This is a genomic window from Sorangium sp. So ce302, from assembly GCF_051530145.1.
In the GTDB taxonomy this organism is placed as follows: Bacteria; Myxococcota_A; Polyangia; order Polyangiales; family Polyangiaceae; genus Sorangium; species Sorangium cellulosum_B.
This window is the reverse complement of record NZ_CP150326.1, coordinates 294,447-311,505: the sequence shown is the minus strand read 5'-3', so window position 1 is coordinate 311,505 and position 17,059 is coordinate 294,447. Positions and strand designations below refer to the sequence as shown.

The 17,059-nt window shown below is 72.0% G+C and carries 12 protein-coding genes; 8 read left to right on the top strand and 4 right to left on the bottom strand.

Annotated features, from left to right (window positions below):
- Positions 1-83: 83 nt before the first annotated feature.
- Positions 84-1,382 (top strand): formylglycine-generating enzyme family protein, encoded by a 1,299-nt coding sequence (locus tag WME73_RS01235; RefSeq protein ID WP_437914495.1) that lies wholly within the window; start codon positions 84-86, stop codon positions 1,380-1,382.
- Here the strand turns inward: WME73_RS01235 and WME73_RS01230 are convergent, their stop codons facing one another.
- The 3 genes from WME73_RS01230 to WME73_RS01220 all read right to left on the bottom strand — a co-directional run bounded on the left by WME73_RS01230 (position 1,383) and on the right by WME73_RS01220 (position 7,801).
- The gene (locus WME73_RS01230; protein ID WP_437914494.1) at positions 1,383-2,507 is read right to left on the bottom strand and encodes a hypothetical protein; all 1,125 of its coding nucleotides are present in this window, start codon (positions 2,505-2,507) and stop codon (positions 1,383-1,385) included.
- Positions 2,508-3,006: 499 nt separating this feature from the next.
- Positions 3,007-5,916 carry a protein kinase domain-containing protein gene (locus WME73_RS01225; protein ID WP_437914493.1) on the bottom strand — a complete coding sequence of 970 codons (2,910 nt, stop codon included), beginning with the start codon at positions 5,914-5,916 and terminating at the stop codon, positions 3,007-3,009.
- 34 nt (positions 5,917-5,950) lie between these two features.
- Entirely contained in the window at positions 5,951-7,801 is a 1,851-nt protein-coding gene (locus WME73_RS01220; protein ID WP_437914492.1) for a hypothetical protein, read from the bottom strand.
- 275 nt (positions 7,802-8,076) lie between these two features.
- On the opposite strand from WME73_RS01220, the gene cobM reads away from it, so the two are divergent.
- From cobM to WME73_RS01190, 6 genes are read left to right on the top strand one after another with little or no spacing between them, the layout of a single operon-like run.
- Positions 8,077-8,871, top strand: coding sequence for a precorrin-4 C(11)-methyltransferase (gene cobM / locus WME73_RS01215; protein WP_437914491.1), 795 nt, complete (start codon positions 8,077-8,079; stop codon positions 8,869-8,871).
- Positions 8,868-9,419, top strand: a complete 552-nt coding sequence (gene cobO / locus WME73_RS01210) for a cob(I)yrinic acid a,c-diamide adenosyltransferase (RefSeq protein ID WP_437914490.1) — start codon at positions 8,868-8,870, stop codon at positions 9,417-9,419. The genes cobM and cobO overlap by 4 nt, the downstream gene beginning before the upstream one ends.
- Positions 9,419-10,912 carry a cobyrinate a,c-diamide synthase gene (locus WME73_RS01205; RefSeq protein ID WP_437914489.1) on the top strand — a complete coding sequence of 498 codons (1,494 nt, stop codon included), beginning with the start codon at positions 9,419-9,421 and terminating at the stop codon, positions 10,910-10,912. Before cobO ends, WME73_RS01205 begins: the two co-directional genes overlap by 1 nt.
- Positions 10,909-11,499 (top strand): bifunctional adenosylcobinamide kinase/adenosylcobinamide-phosphate guanylyltransferase, encoded by a 591-nt coding sequence (gene cobU, locus WME73_RS01200; RefSeq protein ID WP_437914488.1) that lies wholly within the window; start codon positions 10,909-10,911, stop codon positions 11,497-11,499. The genes WME73_RS01205 and cobU overlap by 4 nt, the downstream gene beginning before the upstream one ends.
- Entirely contained in the window at positions 11,496-12,434 is a 939-nt protein-coding gene (gene cbiB, locus WME73_RS01195) for an adenosylcobinamide-phosphate synthase CbiB (protein WP_437914487.1), read from the top strand. Before cobU ends, cbiB begins: the two co-directional genes overlap by 4 nt.
- Positions 12,431-13,993, top strand: coding sequence for a cobyric acid synthase (locus tag WME73_RS01190; protein WP_437914486.1), 1,563 nt, complete (start codon positions 12,431-12,433; stop codon positions 13,991-13,993). The genes cbiB and WME73_RS01190 overlap by 4 nt, the downstream gene beginning before the upstream one ends.
- 31 nt (positions 13,994-14,024) lie before the next feature.
- On the opposite strand, the gene WME73_RS01185 is transcribed toward WME73_RS01190, so the two are convergent.
- Positions 14,025-14,696: a hypothetical protein gene (locus WME73_RS01185; RefSeq protein ID WP_437914485.1), complete on the bottom strand. Its 672-nt coding sequence runs from the start codon at positions 14,694-14,696 to the stop codon at positions 14,025-14,027.
- Between the two features lie 155 nt (positions 14,697-14,851).
- Between WME73_RS01185 and WME73_RS01180 the strand changes: the two genes are divergently transcribed.
- A complete protein-coding gene (locus WME73_RS01180; protein ID WP_437914484.1) occupies positions 14,852-17,032 on the top strand; it encodes a DUF362 domain-containing protein in 2,181 nt (726 codons plus the stop codon).
- Positions 17,033-17,059 lie beyond the last annotated feature (27 nt).

The window sequence follows — 17,059 nt, the reverse complement described above, 5'->3', positions numbered from 1 at the left end:
GGCGCACTACCCCGAACTGGGTCATCCGCCCGGTTCGGAAGGTGACTTGACAAATGCCGGGCGAAGATCGGAGTTTGGTGTCGATGCCTCAGGCGCGTGGCGCAGCACGGTGGACCGCGGGGTGGCTCGCGGCGGTGCTCACTGCTGGCTGTGCCCAGATCCTGGGCGTGGACTGGGATAGCTACACGCCTCCCGGAGCGCACGGGGGAGGTGGCACGGGCGGCGACTCCGCATCCGGCCATGGTGGCCAGAGTGGCGGCCCCGAGCAGGGGGGCGGCGGCGGAGTGGCCGGAGGCGACGCGTCCGGTGTCGGCGGCAGCGGCACCAGCAGCGGCGGAAGCGGCACAGGCGGTCACGACGGCACAGGCGGCTCCGGCGGTGGCGATAGCACCAGCACCAGCACCAGCAGCAGCGGCTCCGGCGGTGGCGATAGCACCAGCAGCAGCGGCTCCGGCGGTGGCGATAACACCAGCACCAGCGGCTCCGGCGGTGGCGCCGGCGGCAGCGACGGCAGCGGCGTAACCGCCCCGAGCTGTGCCACCAGCCCGCCTGAGACAGGCCCCCTCTGCGGGCCTCCTCCCGGCATCAGCTGCTGTGATAGCCGTGAGGTCCCAGGCGGCACGTTCAACCGGAACAACAACGCTGCATTCGCCGCGTCGGTCAGCAGCTTCCATCTGGATACGTTCGAGATCACCGTGGGGCGATTCAGAGCCTTCATGGAGAGCGGGCACGGCGTGCGGACCTCGCCGCCCGCCGCCGTAGCGGGAGAGCACCCGAAGATCCCGGGGAGCGGATGGCAGTTCGCATGGAACGACGCGCTCCGCCCGGACGCGACCTCGCTCTCGGCAGCGCTGAGCTGCACCAGCTCGACCGCGACGTGGACCCCCGCGGCTGGGCCCAACGAGGCGCTGCCGATCAACTGCATCACCTGGTACGAAGCGTTCGCGTTCTGCATCTGGGACCGCGGGCGGCTGCCCACCGATGCCGAGTGGAACTACGCAGCTGTCGGAGGGAACATGCAGCGGAAGTTCCCCTGGGGCGACGTGATCACCCATGACCACGCGGCGTACGCCTGCACGGCGTGCACCTTGAGCAGCCTCCTTGAGGTCGGCTTGCTGCCGCAGGGGCGGGGACGGTGGGGCCAGTTCGATCTCAGCGGCAACGTCTCGGAATGGGCGCTGGACTGGGCCGTCAACTACACCGTTCCCTGGAACGACAAGGCCCAGCTTTCGGATGTGGCTGGCGACAATCAACGCACCCGTCGAGGCGGCTACTACGCCTCGGATGAATACACGGTGAGCAACGCGCACCGAGGCACCGACCCTCCGACGGTCCGCGGCCCCTGGACCAGCGCGCGCTGCGCGAGAGACCTCCCTCCCTAGCTAGACGGCCGTCCCGCCACCATCGATGGGCTCAGCGGCCTTGCCTCTGAGCGCCGATTTCACGTGGTCGTGAGAGGCGCGCAGAAGATCGCCCAGCTTGTCGAGCTCATCGATCGAATCCATCGTTATGCACGACCAGCCCAGCTGGGGGACGGTGACTGGAAGCGAGGCAGCCATGGAGAGCACCCGCTCACTCGGCAGAGGTACCCAGACGCACGGCTTCTTGCGACCAGCCAGCAGCCTGCAGAACACCGCCGTCCGCCTCTCGTGGAGGTGCATCTTGAAATAGGAGACGGTGTCCTCGTATGCGATCGGACGTTCGGTCCCGAGCAGCCGCTGAACCGTCGCGAAGGCGTTGAGCTCTTCCTGCGTCGTTTCGATCCTGCTGACCTGCGGCTCCTCGGGGAGAGCGCTGATGCGCGACTGTGTCTCCAGGACCGACGCTAGCGCGCGCTGCTTGGCCCATTCATTGATGGCATTGGCGACGATCGGCTTCCAGCTCTCGACCACCGCCGTGGTCAGATTCCTCGTCTCGATCCGGGCGACGGCGAGCTTGGTGAACTCCGGCGCCGGTTCAAGGAGCCTGGCCAGCTCCTGCACAAGGAGGTTCTGCTGTCGGGTCCGCTGGGCGAACGTCCGAAGGAGGCCGGAGTTGTACTCGGACTTCTGCAGCACCGTGAGAAAGTCGAGGGGCGGCTGCTCGTCGATCAGGACGTCCCACTGCACGAACGGCTCCTTGTCCATCACGTTCTCGTTCACCATGTCGGTGAAGAAGCGCCATTGAATACCGTTCGTCAGAATACCGAGCTTCGCCTCCGGCGCTTTCGCGAAATAGTCCGCCAGTTGCTCGTCGAAGCCGGCCAGCTTCCGTCCCGCTTCCTTGGCCTCCACGAACAAGATGGGGCGGCTATTTTGCAGAAACGCCCAGTCAATCGGCTTGACCGAGCGTTCCTTGCCAAAATCGACGCGATACTCGGGAATACACTGGCGAGGATCCGTCAGATCGTAGCCAAGAAGAGTGAACAGCGGTCCGATCAGGCTTTGCTTCGTTGCCTGCTCGTTGCCCTTGACGTGCTCCGCCAGCTCCCGAACACGGTTGACATAGGATCCAAGCGCCTCCCTCATCGTCTTCCCCTTTCGCCCTGACGAGGCTACAGGAACGCGGTGCCGGGTGTCGAGTGCGCCATGCCTGGTTTCGCCGATCTGAGGGCTCGCGGAGACAGCCGAGGCTCTTCAGGATTGTGGGGCGGGTCTTGGCGAGGGGGCGCGAGACCGGCAAGCGCCGCGCGATGGCGACGAAGTGCGTCATTGTAATAAAGGAGCGGCCGCGCTCACCGTGGGCGCGCTGGTCGACCAGCCACGCCTTCGCGGCGGGGGCGTCCAGCACGTCGGACAGCTCCGCCACCTGCGCGAACAGCTCGGGGAAGAATCCGTAGTGCTCCGAACCCATCGTGGCGAACGCCTCGGCTTCGATATTCGCACCAGCGAACCCGGCGTACTCGAGGAGTCGGTGATATTGCGGGGCGATGGTGCGGTTGACGATCCCGTCGGCGAACCTGCGCAGAAGCGCGCGGCGCGCTCCAGGAATAAGTACGACTGTAGTATTAAGGCACGCGCTCAACGCCTAGCGCCGCGCCCGCAACGCGCCGAGCCGCGCCCGCGCCTGCTCCGCGGAGATGGATCGCGGGCGCGCCTTGCCCCAGCGCTCGAGGACAGCCTCGTACGCCGCAGCGGCGCCGCGCAGATCGCCTGTCGCCTCCAGGGCCATCCCCAGATAAAGCCGCGCCTCCGTGGTCGAGAACGGGTCGGCCAGGGCCGCGCATGAGCGCGCCACGCGCGTCAGCGGCCCGATCGCCTCCTGCCCCTTCCCCGCGAGCGCGTACACCTTGCCGATGTGCAGATCGAGCAGGAGCCACCGGCCGCTCTCCGACGGGAGCGGCTGGTCGAGCGGCATCGTCTTGAACGCCGCCGCCGCGTCGGCCGCGGTCTCCACGCCGGCGGCGTACGCCTCGGTCCAGAGCAGCCAGCGGTGCTCCGGCTTGATCTCCTGCGCCGCGGCGCGCCACTTCGACTGGACCCGCTCCAGCCACGCCGAGCGCGCCGCGTCGTACGCCTCCTGCGTCATCGACGCTGCCCGGAAGCTGTACGGCAAGAACGCGATGGTCCAGTCGGCCGTGGTCGCCGGCTCGGACCAGGCGCTCATCCGGCGGAGGAAATCGTCCGCCACACGCCCGGCCTCCCGCGGCAGGCCCATCTCACGGTAGAGCTCCGCCAGCTTGAGGGCCGGGCTCGCGTGCGCGTCCTGATCGTTCCTGCCGGCGACCTCGCGCTGCCACGCGCGGGCGTGCTCCACCGCCAGCTCGAAATCGCCGTCCATGACCGCGAGCGAGCTCCGGTCGAGCAGCTCCTTCGCCCTCCGCTCGCCCTCGGGGACCGCCGCCCACCCCTGCTCCAGCGCCACGAGCACGCTCTCGCGCGGCGCGCCCCGCGCGTGGAGAGCCAGCGCCAGGTGCCGGTGCGCCGGCGCCGCCCTCGGATCGATCGAGAGCCAGCGGCGCGCGTGCTCCTCCACTTGCCGGCAATCGCCCTGGCGATGGAGGAGGCGCACCCGGTTCGCGAGGCAGAGCGTCGCGCCGGGAGCCGTCTCGGCGCAGGCCTGGTAGGCGGCGAGCTCCGCCGCGACGTCCCCCTTCATCCCGAGCGACTCTCCCTTGAACCCCCACGCGAGCACGTGGCCCCGGTCCAGGGCGAGCGCGCGATCGTAGGCCTCGACGGCGGCGTCGAACCGGAGCTGCGCGAACCTCGCCGAACCGAGGTACACGAGGAGCTCCGGATCGGCCGGAAACCTCGCGACCGCGGCCTCGAGCCGCCGCTCCCATGACACGGCGTCGGAGGGCTGGCGCACGTACGGCTCGGCCGCGTCGAGCAGCGCCATGTCGCGCTCGCCGAGGGCGGCCCGGTGCCGGGTCGCGAGCTGGAAGTGCTCGCGCGCCTCGGCCGGCCTCTGTCGAAACGTCCAGATCGCCACGCGCAGATGGCCGGCGCCGAGGCCACGATCCAGCGCCACGGCGCGCTCCATCGTGCGCGCGGCCACGTCCGGCGCGCCGTCACGGTAGGCCTGCAGCGCCTCCTCGTAGAGCGCCGCGGCCTCCGGGTTGCTCGAGGCGGGGCGCGGCGGCTCCGGGGCGGCGACTGCCGCGCCGCTCGGCCGGGGCGGCGGCTCCGGGGGACGCCGGAGCACCGCGACCGTGGCGCCCGCGACCGCCGAGGCCGCCAGCGCGAGCGCGACGAGCCCGCGCCGGCCCGGCCGCGCGCGCTCGTCGCGTGCGGTCCGCACCACGACGGCCTCGCCCGACGCGGCCCCGTGATCCGGCCGCGGCGCAGGCTCCGCACCGGCCGGCGCGGGCGGCGCGCCATCGGGGCGCGGCGACGCCGGGTCGGTCCGGTACGGCACGGTCGGCTCGAAGCCGATCCCCGCGGGCGTGCCCGCGTGCTGGGCGCCTGGCGCAGGGCCGCGGCGCGCGTTGGCGCCGTCGACCTGGGTCTCGGCCTCTCGCGCGGCGGGCGGCGAGCGCGCCGGGAGGCTCGGCAGCTCATCCTCGATCCCCTCGGCGGCGACCAGCGCGCGCCAGAACGCGCCGGCGTCGGGGTACCGGTCGCGCGGAGAGACGCTGAGCGCCCGCGAGAGCACGCGCTCGACCGCGTCCGGCGCCGAGACGCCGCGCGCTCGCAGCGTGGGGCGCAGCGCAGGATCGACGACCACCGAATAGAGCTCGACGATCCCCTCCCCCTCCAGCGCCCGAGCCCCCGTCACGAGCTCCACGAAGACGAGCGCGAGCGCGAAGACATCGGTCCATGGCCCCGTCGCGCCCCGCTGCTTGTCGAACTGCTCCGGAGCGCCGTAGCGGGGCGTGAACACCGACGGCCCCTCCGCGGTGCTCGCGAGCGCCGCGGTGCGCGAGCGCTGATCGCCGATGATCTTGGCGATGCCGAAATCGAGGATCTTGAGCGTCCTCGCGCCCCCCGCCTCGGCGAGGAAGAGGTTCTCCGGCTTGACGTCGCGGTGGGCGATGTTCTGCTCGTGCGCCACCGCGAGGGCGCGCACCGCGGGGTCGAGCAGGCGTATCGCCTCGCGGCGGGACAGGGTGCCGCCGCCTCCGGCGCGCAGGCGCTCGAGGTGGCTGGCGAGCGTCTCGCCGTCCAGCCACTCGAGCACGAGATAGGGCACGCGAGCGCCGTCCTGGGTCGTGAAGGCGCCGATGTCGAGCGCCTGCACGATGCCGGGCGAGAGGCGTGAGAGCTGGAGCAGGAGCCGCCCCTCGTCGCGCAGCCGTCGAATGAAATCCTGCTGCGCCTCGGGCGAGAGCTCGTCGGGCAGCTTGAGGCACTTGATCGCGACGGGCGCGTCGAACCCCTCGTGCACGCCGCGATAGACGACGCCGAACCCGCCGGCGCCGACGGCGGAGAGGACACGGTATTTGCCGTCGATCGTGGTCCCGCAGAGCCGAAATACGTCGCGCTGGGCGCCGGACATCGGCGGGAGTATACGCCATCTCCGGAGGACAGACTCAGGGCGACTCGGGGTTCGCGATGGCGGCCCGGAGCCGGCTGCAGGCCTCGACGAACCCGGTCGAGAGGACCTGGTCCAGGTGCCAGAAGTTCCTCTGCCGCTCGTGCTCGTAGAACCGGGCGATCGTCACCAGGAGCAGGTCCACGCACAGCGCCGGGTCGCGCCAGGCGGGCTCCGTCCGCGGCCCGCTCCGCGACCCGCTCCGTGGCCCGTCAGCGCACGACGCGGCGAGCGTCCGCTCGAGCACCGCGGCGACCTGCGCGAGCTGCAGCACCATCCGGCGGCACGCGCTCGCGCGGATCCCTCCGCCCTTGGCAGCCACCGGCCGCAGCGTGTCGTCGAACGCCGTCGCGAGCTCGCGCCACAGCAGCGCGCCCGCCTGATCCACCGCCTCCTTGAGCCCCGCTGCCGGAACGCGCGGCGAGAGCGCGTCGACGAGGCGGGCGCGCGCCCCCTCGTCCTCGGCCAGCGCGCGGTACGGCTTCGACCAGCGGGCGACCTGGCGGCGAACGTCCCCCACCGTCAGATCGAGCTTGAGCCCCGTGATGGGGAGGAGCGACGCGTCCGGCAGCTTCAGGGAGGGCCTGTGCCAGGCGTACTTGCTCTCCATGAAATCGGCGAGCATCTCGGCGATGCCGTTGCTCGCGGCCACCTGGAGTCGCGCCCTGATGTCGGCTTCGGCGAAGCGGAGCAGCGCCGCCTCGTCGAGCTCGGTGCGCCCCCCGCGCTCGACGAAGGCCGAGGCGATGCCGGGGCCGACCGCGCCGGGAAAGACGGTGTCGAGCGCGAGGGGCTCCTCGATCCGCGGCAGCACCGCGTACTCCCACTCGAACTCGGCCAGCGCCTCCTGCCACGCATGGCCCCAGGCGTCATGAACCACGTAGTCCTCGACCTCCGGTGTCCGGAGGACCATCACCATGGTGGCGAGGGTCTGTGTGACGATCTCCGTCGGGACCGCGGCCGCGTCGGCGAGGGAGCGCGCGAGCGCCGGATCGATGGCCGCGCGGTCGAAGTAGCCGAACGCGGGAAACCGCGCCGTCGCCGCGGTGTTCGTGTCGTCGCATCGGGCGATGAAGGCGGAGATGGCGCGCCGCTCCTCCTCCGGGCGCTCGTCCCAGCCGGGCACCTCGAGCCGCGGCGCCTCGCCGGAGCCCGCCGCGCCGGGCGAGCCGGTCGCCGGCGCCGACGCGCGGATGCACAGGAAGATCGCGGTCGATGTCATGAGCAGATCCACGTCGCCCGGGCGCCACGGCAACGGGCCGTAGATCGCGCTCATGAGCTCGGCGCACGCGGCGGGCGACGCGCCCCCCTTCGCGGCGAGCTCCGAGGCGATCGCCTTCGTGATCGCGTGCTTCACCGCGAGGTTGGAGGTCATATGATCCATCGCGGCCTCGACCTGCGCGAGCTCCGCCTCGTCCCACCCGAGCGCCTCTCGCAGCGCCCGCCGGACGCGCGGGATCCCCTCGCTGCCCTCCGGCAGATCGAGCGGGAAATCCAGGAGCGGGCGCGACGCGACCGTATCGATGAGCGGCGCGGAGCTGCTGCCGGCGAACCGGAGCCAGAGCAGCACCGCCTCGGTGAACCAGGCCCGGAACGACGCGCTCGCCGCATGGAACTCGTCCGGGGTCGGCTCGCTCAGGGCGTCGATGCCGCGCATCAGCCGCTCGCGAAGATCGCGCCCCCTCGCCTCCCGCTCCTCGCGGCTGCCCTTCGTCGCGTCCTGCAGCTCCTCGATGTCGGCGAGCAGATCGAGCGTGGGTCCCCACGCGGCCGGGAGCGTCGGCTCGAAGAGGGCTGCCGCGCACAGGATGGGCGCCGAGGGCTGAGACCTTCCGTTCTGCTGGTCCATGGCGTTTCCTTGAAGAGGGGTGCGACCTCCCATCGCATCACAGGCGCATGCCCTGAGCAAGGCCCCGGCCCCGCACGTCTGAGGGAGAAGCCGGGAGCCTTCCGGCGCACACCGCAGGTTCGTCTCCTCGGGCCTGCGCTTCGTCTTCGTCATCTTCGCTCTTCGCGCCGAGCGCGCGGCTCCAGAACGCTGGCGTTCGCTTCGGGACCGCTCTAGTTTCGCGCGCCCGCGGTCCCTTCCGGGATCGCCGGCGCACGAAGCAAGGAAAGAACTCCATGCGCGTCTACATCATCGGCGCGGGTCCGGGCGATCCCGGGCTCATCACGGTCCGCGGCGCCGAGCTCGTCGCTCGCTGCCCGGTCGTCATGTACACGGGCTCCCTCGTCCCGCCGGAGGTCGTGGCGTCCGCGCGGCCGGACGCCCGCGTCATCGACTCCTCCGGCATGACCCTCGACCAGATCGTGGAGGTCCTCGTCGAGGCCAGGGACGCAGGGGACGACGTGGCGCGCGTGCACACGGGCGATCCCGTCCTCTTCGGGTCGACGGCCGAGCAGATGCGCCGGATGGATGCGCTCGGGATCCCGTACGAGATCATCCCCGGCGTCTCGTCGTTCACCGCGGCGGCCGCGGCGCTCGGGCGCGAGCTCACGCTGCCCGAGCTCTCGCAGACCGTCATCCTGACGCGCGCCGAGGGGCGCACGCCGGTGCCGCCCGCCGAGCGGCTCGAGGAGCTCGCCCGCCACCAGGCGACGCTGTGCCTGTTCCTGAGCATCACCCTGCTCAAGGACGTGACCGCGGCGCTCATCCCGGCCTACGGCGCGGATTGCCCGGTCGCTGTCGTCCACAAGGCGAGCTGCCCCGATCAGAAGATCGTGAGAGGCACGCTCGCCGACATCCGGGAGAAGGTGCGGGCCGAGGGCATCAAGACCCAGTCGATGATCCTGGTCGGCCGGGTGCTCACCTCCACCGATTTCGCCGACTCGCGGCTCTATGATCCGGAGTTCAGCCACCGCTTCCGCAAGGCCGAGAAGAAGCTCCTCGTCCCTGGCACGCCCGAGGAGGACTCGTGAGCGCGGAGGAGAGCGCCGGAGCGGCGGCAGGTCGACGAGGGCTCGTCATCGTCTATACGGGCCACGGCAAGGGCAAGACGACGGCCGCGCTCGGCATGGTGTTCCGCGCGCTCGGCCGGGGCATGCGCGTCGCGGTCGTGCAGTTCATCAAGGGGAAGTGGAAGACGGGAGAGCGGCTGTTCGCCGAGACGCTCCCCAACCTGACGTTCCTCGTCATGGGGCGCGGCTTCACCTGGGAGAGCGACGATCTCTCGCGCGACAAGGCGGCGGCGCGCGCGGCTTTCCAGGAGGCCGCGGCGCTCATCGCGGGCGGCGAGCAGGACATCGTGGTGCTCGACGAGATCACGTATGCGCTCCATTACGGCTTCATCGCCGAGGACGAGCTGCTCGCGGCGCTGCGCGCGAGGCCCGCGCACGTGCACGTCGTGATCACCGGCAGGAACACGCCCGACGCGCTCCTCGCGCTCGCCGATCTGGTGACGGAGATGAGATCGGTGAAGCACCCGTTCGAGCAGGGGCAAAAGGCCCAGATCGGAGTCGATTTCTGATGTCCCGGGCCATCCCCCGGCTCGTCGTCGCCGGCACGGCGAGCGGCGTCGGCAAGACGACCGCCACGGTGGCGATCGCGCGCGCGCTCCGCGCCCGCGGCCTCGAGGTCGCGCTGTTCAAGTGCGGCCCCGACTACCTGGATCCGACGTACCACGCCCGCGCCGTGGCCGGGACATCGCACAACCTCGACGGCTGGATGATGGGCCGGGAAGCGGTCCTGTCGACGTTCGCGGCGGAGGCCGCCGGCGCCGACGTCGCGCTGATCGAGGGGGTGATGGGGCTGTTCGACGGGGCGAGCCCGACCGGGGAGGAGGGCTCGACCGCCGAGATCGCGAAGTGGCTCGAGGCGCCGGTCGCGCTCGTGGTCGACGCGTCCGGGATGGCCCGCAGCGTCGCGGCGCTCGTCCAGGGCTTCGCGGGCTTCGATCCGGCGCTGCGCGTCGCCGCTGTCGTGTGCAACCAGGTCGGCAGCCGCGGCCACCTCGACATCCTTCGACAGGCGCAGGCGCAGGTGAACCGGTCGCTGCCGGTCCTCGGCGGCCTGCCGCGGGACGAGGCGCAGCGCTTCCCCGAGCGCCACCTCGGCCTGCGCACGGCCGACGAGGCCGCGCTCCCCGAGGAGCGCCTCGACCACTGGGGCGCGCAGGCCGAGGCGTGGATCGGGCTCGACGCGCTGCTCGAGATCGCGCGCGCGGCGCCGCCGGTGCCGGAGGTGGCAGCGACGACGTCGGCGGCCAGCATGACGGCGCCGCCGCGCCAGGCGCGCATCGGCGTGGCGTTCGACGAGGCCTTCCACTTCTACTACGCGGACAACCTGCGCCGCCTCGAGGCCGCCGGGGCCGAGCTCGTGCGGTTCTCGCCGATCCGCGACGCGCGCTTGCCCGACGTCGACGCGCTCTACTTCGGGGGCGGCTACCCCGAGGTGCACGCGGAGCGCCTGGCCGCAAACGCCGCGCTTCGCGACGAGATCCGCGCGTTCGCCGGCCGTGGGGGCCCGATCTACGCCGAGTGCGGCGGGCTCATGTACCTGGCCGAGGCGATCCGCACGCTGGACGGGCGCGCGCACCCCATGGTCGGGCTCGTGCCCGCGGAGGCCGCGATGTGCGAGAAGCTGCAGGCGCTCGGGTACGTGGAGGTCGAGACGCAGGCGCGCACGATCCTGGGCGGCGCGGGGCTCCGCTTCCGCGGGCACCAGTTCCGCTACTCCGAGCTCCGCCCGTCGCAGCGCGCTGCGCCGGCGCCGGCCGAGCCGGCCGCGGCGCCAGCCGAGCCGCCGCCCGCGCAGGCGCCGCCGCCTGCCGAGCACGCGCCCTTGCCGATCGAGCACGCCTACTCCGTTCGGCGCCGGCGCGGCGGCCAGGTCGCGCGCGAGGGGTACCGGGCGGGGAGCGTCCTCGCCTCGTACGTGCACGCGCACTGGGCCTCGAACCCGCTCGTCCCCGAGGGGCTCGTCGCGAGCGCCGCCGCGCACCGGAAGGAGCGCGCGCGATGAGCGGCCCGGGCACGGCGCCGCGCCGGGTCGCCCTCATCGGCGGCGGCGTGCGCTCCGGCAAGAGCGCGTTCGCGCTCTCCCTCGCGCGCTCGCTCGGCGAGCGCCGCGCCTTCATCGCGACCGCCGAGCCGTTCGACGACGAGATGCGGGCGCGCATCGACGCGCACGTCCGCGAGCGAGGCGGCGCGTTCCTCACCGTGGAAGAGCCGATCGCGCTCCCCGAGCGCATCACCTCGCTCTCCGGCGTCGACGTCGTCGTCGTCGACTGCCTCACGCTCTGGCTGTCGAACCTGCTGCTCCGCGACGAGACCGAGAGCCGCGCGCTCGGGCCCATCGAGGAGCGCATCGAGGCGCTCGCCGCGGCGGTCGAGTCGGCGGCGCCGCACGTCGTCCTCGTCTCGAACGAGGTCGGCATGGGCGTGGTCCCGGAGAGCCGGCTCGGCCGGGCGTTCCGCGACCTCGCGGGGCGCGCGCACCAGCGGCTCGGCCGCTCGGCAAGCGAGCTCTACGTGGCCGTGATGGGCGCGATCCTGCGCCTGCGCCCCGGCCCGGTCGCGCTCGTCGGCGGCGGCGAGGACGCGCGATGACGGCCGCCGCCGCGCTGCTCGTCGCTGTCGCGTTCGACCTCGCCTGCGGCGAGCCCCCCGCCGCCGTCCACCCCGTCGTGTGGATGGGCTCCGCGATCCAGGCCCTGAAGCGCGCCGCGCCCACGGGCGGCCGCGCCGCGGAGCTCCTCTGGGGCGCGCTCATGGCCCTCGCCGTCCCTTGCCTCTTCGCCGCGCTCGGCGCCGGCGTCGCGGCGCTGCTCGCCCCGCACCCCGTCCTCGCGCTCGCTTTGTCAGGTCTCTTGCTGAAGCCCACCTTCGCGCTCCGCGCGCTCCGCGACGCGGCCTTCGGCGTGCGCGACGCCCTCGCGGCGGGCGATCTCCCCGCGGCCCGCGGCGCGCTGCGGAGCCTCTGCAGCCGCGACCCGTCGGAGCTCGACGAGCCCGCGCTGGTCGCCGCGTCGGTCGAGTCGGTCGCCGAGAACGCGTCGGACAGCTTCGTCGCGCCGCTCTTCTATTTCGCCCTCTTCGGGCTCCCCGGCGCGCTCTTCTACCGCGCGGTGAACACGCTCGACGCGATGGTCGGCTATCACGGCCGCTACGAGTACCTCGGCAAGGCGTCGGCGCGGCTCGATGACGCGCTGAACTTCGTGCCGGCGCGGCTCACCGCGCTCCTCCTGCTCGCCGCCGGGTGGCTCCGCGGCGCCGACGCGCGCCGCGGCCTCGCCGTGCTCCTGCGCGACGGCGGCCTCACCGAGAGCCCGAACGCCGGCCGGCCCATGGCGGCGATGGCCGGGCTGCTCCGGGTCGAGCTCGAGAAGCGCGGCCACTACCGCCTCGGCGACCCCGTGGAGCCGCTCCGGCGGGGGCTCATCGACGAGGCTTGCCGGATCGTGCTGCTCGCGGCGCTGCTCTTCGCCGGGCTCGCGGCGGCCCTCCTGGCGGCGGCATCCTTTGGACAGGAGCTCTTCCGATGACGGCGCTCACGGTGATGGTCCAGGGCACGGCGTCCTCGGTCGGCAAGAGCCTCCTCTGCACGGCGCTCTGCCGCATCTTCCAGCGGCGGGGCCTCCGGGTCGCGCCGTTCAAGTCGCAGAACATGGCGCTGAACTCGTTCGCGACCCTGGACGGCGGCGAGATCGGAAGGGCGCAGGCGGTGCAGGCCGAGGCGGCGCGCGTCGCGCCGACGGTCGACATGAACCCGGTGCTGCTCAAGCCCGAGGGCGACTCCCGCTCCCAGGTGATCGTGCTCGGCAAGCCGATCGGCAGCCTGCACGCGCGCGACTACTTCGCGTACCGGGGAGAGCTGAAGGACATCATCGCCCGCTCGCTCGGGCGGCTGCGCGAGGCGCACGACGTCGTGGTGATCGAGGGGGCGGGCAGCCCCGCGGAGATCAACCTGAAGGACCGCGACATCGTGAACATGCACGTCGCGCGCGCCGCCGACGCGCCGGTGCTGCTCGCCGGCGACATCGACCGGGGCGGCGTGTTCGCCGCGCTTGTCGGGACGATGGCGCTGCTCGAGCCCGACGAGCGCGCGCGCGTGGCCGCGTTCGTGATCAACAAGTTCCGCGGCGACCTCAAGCTGCTGGAGCCGGGGCTCGACATGCTGACGGCGCGGACGGGCGTCCCTGTGCTCGGCGTGGTGCCTTACCTGAAGCAGCTGCGCATCGCGGACGAGGACTCGGTGTCGCTGGAGGGCCGGCGGCGCCGGGCGCCGGCGGGCCCGGGGCAGCTCGACATCGCGGTGGTCCGGCTGCCGCGGATATCGAATTACGACGACGTGGAGCCGCTGGAGCACGAGCCCGGCGTGGTGGTGCGGTTCATCGAGCGGCCGGACGAGATCGGGAATGCGGACCTCGTGCTGCTCCCCGGGACGAAGAGCACGATGGCCGATCTCGCGTGGCTGCGCGCGAGCGGCCTCGCGGAGGCGGTCGCGGCGCGCGCCCGGCAGGGCGGCTGGACGCTCGGGATCTGCGGCGGCTGCCAGATGCTCGGCGGGGCGATCGAGGATCCGGAAGGCGTCGAGTCGGCCGAGCCGGCGGCGCGGGGCCTCGGGTTGCTCGAGGTGTGGACGCGGTTCGAGCGGACCAAGACGGTGGCGCAGGTGCGGGCGCGGCTCGCGGGCGGCTCGTTCCTGGGGGCGGCGGGCGCGGCGAGCATTGGAGAGGCCGAGAGCGAGGGCGCGGGAGAGCTGACCGGTTACGAGATCCACATGGGCCGCGTCGAGCGGGTGGGCGGCGCGGCCGCGGCGTTCGCGATCGGATCGAGGGGCGGCAAGGCCGAGCCGGCGCTCGACGGGGCCGTGTCGGCGGACGGCGCCGTGGTGGGCACGATGATCCACGGGATCCTCGACAACGACGGGCTCCGGCGGTCGCTCCTCGCGGCGCTGCGCGAGCGGAGGGGGCTCCCCAGGGTCGCGGGCGAGCCGGCGATACCGAGCCGGCACGAGGAGTACGACCGGCTCGCCACGGCGGTCGAGGCGAGCCTCGACCGGGCGCTGCTCGACCGCATCGTGGGGCTCGACCGGCGCTGAGCGGCGCCCCGACGACCGGGCTCGCCGCGGCTCACTCCTTCGTGAACCTCATGTAGTGCTTGATGGGCCCCGAGGCGTCCGCTCGCGCCGATACCGGGAAGCCTCTCGTGAACGAGGATCCCTGCGCGCAGAACGGGTTCTCCTCGGGCTCCTCGCCCTCGGACTCGACGGCCAAGAGGGAGCCGGAGACCGACCAGGTGCCCATCGACGTCGTCGTGATCCGCTCCAAGACAAACGTACACGCGCAGTCGGCGCCCGCATGAGCACACTCCGCCGAGGTGAAGGGCGACTCCTTCCCAGCTGCAGCCCGCTGCATTTTCACGCTGAGCTGCGCGCACGTCATCGGGATGTCCTCGGCCGCGAGGCACGCCGCAGGGTACACCACCTTGATCGGCCCTTGCTGCGTGACGGTCGTGACATGGGTGTTATCGGCCCGGAATTCGGCGCGTCCGCTCACCACCATGCCGCTGATGTCGATCTCCGCGTCACACCCCTCGTCGAGGTCCTCGAACATCGAGGGATCCAGGCACGCCTCATCCATCGTCCACGTCCCTGTCGGGTCGCCGCCGCACGCCGCGACCAGCCCGCAGGAGGGGCCCTCTTCCTTGCTGTTTCCCTCGTCGTCGACGCTGCCGCCGCACGCGGACAGCGCCAGCAGGGTCGTCACGATCACGGCCGAGAACACGCCAGAAACGGATTTCATCCCATCCTCTATTCGCAGGGATTCTCTATTGGAAGTAAATTCCACGCCAGCAGAGCCACACATCCGTTCATTCCGCGCCTGCGCTGGAACGCATGAGCTGTATCAAAATTCTTCCTTCTCGCCGCCGTCGTTTCGCCCCATCGTGCTCCGCGAGCATGAACACGACACGGGCGATCCACGGTCGCCGGGCGCGGCGCTTTTCCCTCGCGATCGCGGCGCTGGTCGCCGTCCTCGCGGGCTGCGGGGACCGGCCGCAACAGCCGGGCGGACCTACCAGCGACGGCGGGCCCGCCGCCCCGCAGCCGCCGCCCGACGCGGCGGCGTCCTCGTCGGCGCCCGTGCCGGCACCGACCGCCTCCTCGTTCGCCGCCGCCTCCGCGCACCCGGCCGTGCCGACCGCCGTCCCGAGCGCGTCGAGCGACGTGGTCGCGGGCGCGTCGCAGCGGTACGAGTCCGGGCCCTCGGTGATCGCGTCGGACAGCATCGACGGCGCCGCCCTCAGGAAGCGGCACGTCGAGCGCATCAAGGCCGACGACTCGCCCGTCACCGTGCTCCGCGGCCAGGGTCCCCTCGAGCTCGGCAAGCGCATCTGCGAGGCGGTGGTGCCGAGGCGCCCCGCGGCGACTCCCGTGCTCCTCAAACCCAACATCTGCGGGTTCGACAGCGTGAAGGACCCTGCAAAGTCGAAGGGCGACGACGGCGTGACCGGCCGGATCACCCAGCCGGAGTTCGTTCGAGGCGTCGTCCAGTGCCTCAAGGCGCGCGGACACACGAAGATCACGATCGCCGAGGGCTGCGGCCACTCGCACAAGTTCTGGAAGGACATCGCGCAGCGCACCGGCTATGAGGCGATGGCCGCGGAGGAGGGCGCCGCGCTCGTCGCGATGGACGACGACGGGGTCTACGACGTCGCCGGGGACAGGCCCGGAAAGCCCCTCGCCGTCCGTGGCATCCAGACGACCCACGTCCCGACGCTGCTCGTGCCGAAGGTGCTGGCAGAGCACCTCGACCACGGGCTCTTCCTGTCGCTCCCCCGGCTCAAGATGCACCGGTACTCGGTCATCTCCGTCGGCATCAAGGGCATGCAGGGCACGGTCATGCTGTCGGACAGCGCGCCTGCCTACAAGCAGAAGTGGAGGATGCACAGGGAGCTCAAGGCGTACCTGGACACGAAGTCCGCTGGCCAGGAGGATAGAGCTCTTTACTTATCGTCGCTCCGCGTCTTCGCCGAGCGCATGGTCGACGTGCTCGAGATATCCGCGCCGGACGCGGTGCTCGGCGACGGCGCGCCGGCGATGGGCGGAGACGGCTTCCAGGTCCTCCACCCCACGGCGGAGATGGTGGCCATCGGCGGCACGAACCCGGTGCGGGTCGACCGCGTGGCGGCGGAGCTCCTCGGCGTCTGGAACAGCCCCGCGCTCGCGCGCGAGCTCGGCGGCCACCGGACCTCGCCGCTCATCGACGCCGCGGCGAAGCGCTTCGGGCTGGATCTCAAGGCGACGGCGATCACGGGAGACGGGGCAGATCTCCTGAAGAGCCCGAGGCCCGTGCATTACAAGGCGATGGCGCCCTTCCGGCTCGACTGGGAGCCCGGACAGGCGCCCTTGCCCGGCGGGCCCGCGAAGGGGCTCGATCCCGCGCCGCCGGCCTCGCAGAAGGCGCCCGAGGGGAAGCAGGGCGAAGGGCCGGGCGGAGGCCCCGCGAAGCCGGAGGCGCACGCGTCGCCTCTTCCGCCGGGAGAGCAGGTCGTGCTCGACGGGAAGGCCGACGACGCGGCCTGGAGCCGCGCGAAGGCCGTGCAGTGGGACACCGACTATGCCGGCAAGCCCACCGGGCTCCCCACGCGGGCGCGCTTCCTCTGGTCGAAACAGGGGCTCCACGCGCTCTTCGAGCTCTCGAGCGCGGGGCTCAACACGGATCGCTCGAAGCCCGTCGGCACGGAGCGAAAGGGACTTTATAAAGAGGATTGCATCGAGCTCTTCCTGACGCCGGCCCCTGGCTCGCCAAGGCGGTATTTCGAGGTGGAGATCGGGCCGTTCGGCCATTTCTTCGATATCGCCATCGACCGCGACGCGCGCCTGGAAGACACGGCGTGGTCGAGCGGCGCGACGATCGCGACGAGCCAGGACGCGCAGGCGCGCACGGCCGTCATCGAGGCGCTGCTGGCGGCGCCGGGGATCGTGGGCGCGCTCGCCCCGAACGCGCGGCTGCCCATGAACCTGTACCGGATGGAGGGCAAGGACCCACGGCATTACCTCGCGTGGAGCCCGCCCCGCACGAGCAAGCCGAACTTCCATGTCCCCGAGGCGTTTGGCGTGCTCGTGCTCGATCCGTGAGACAAGGCAGCGGGCGCCCCGCCGCGG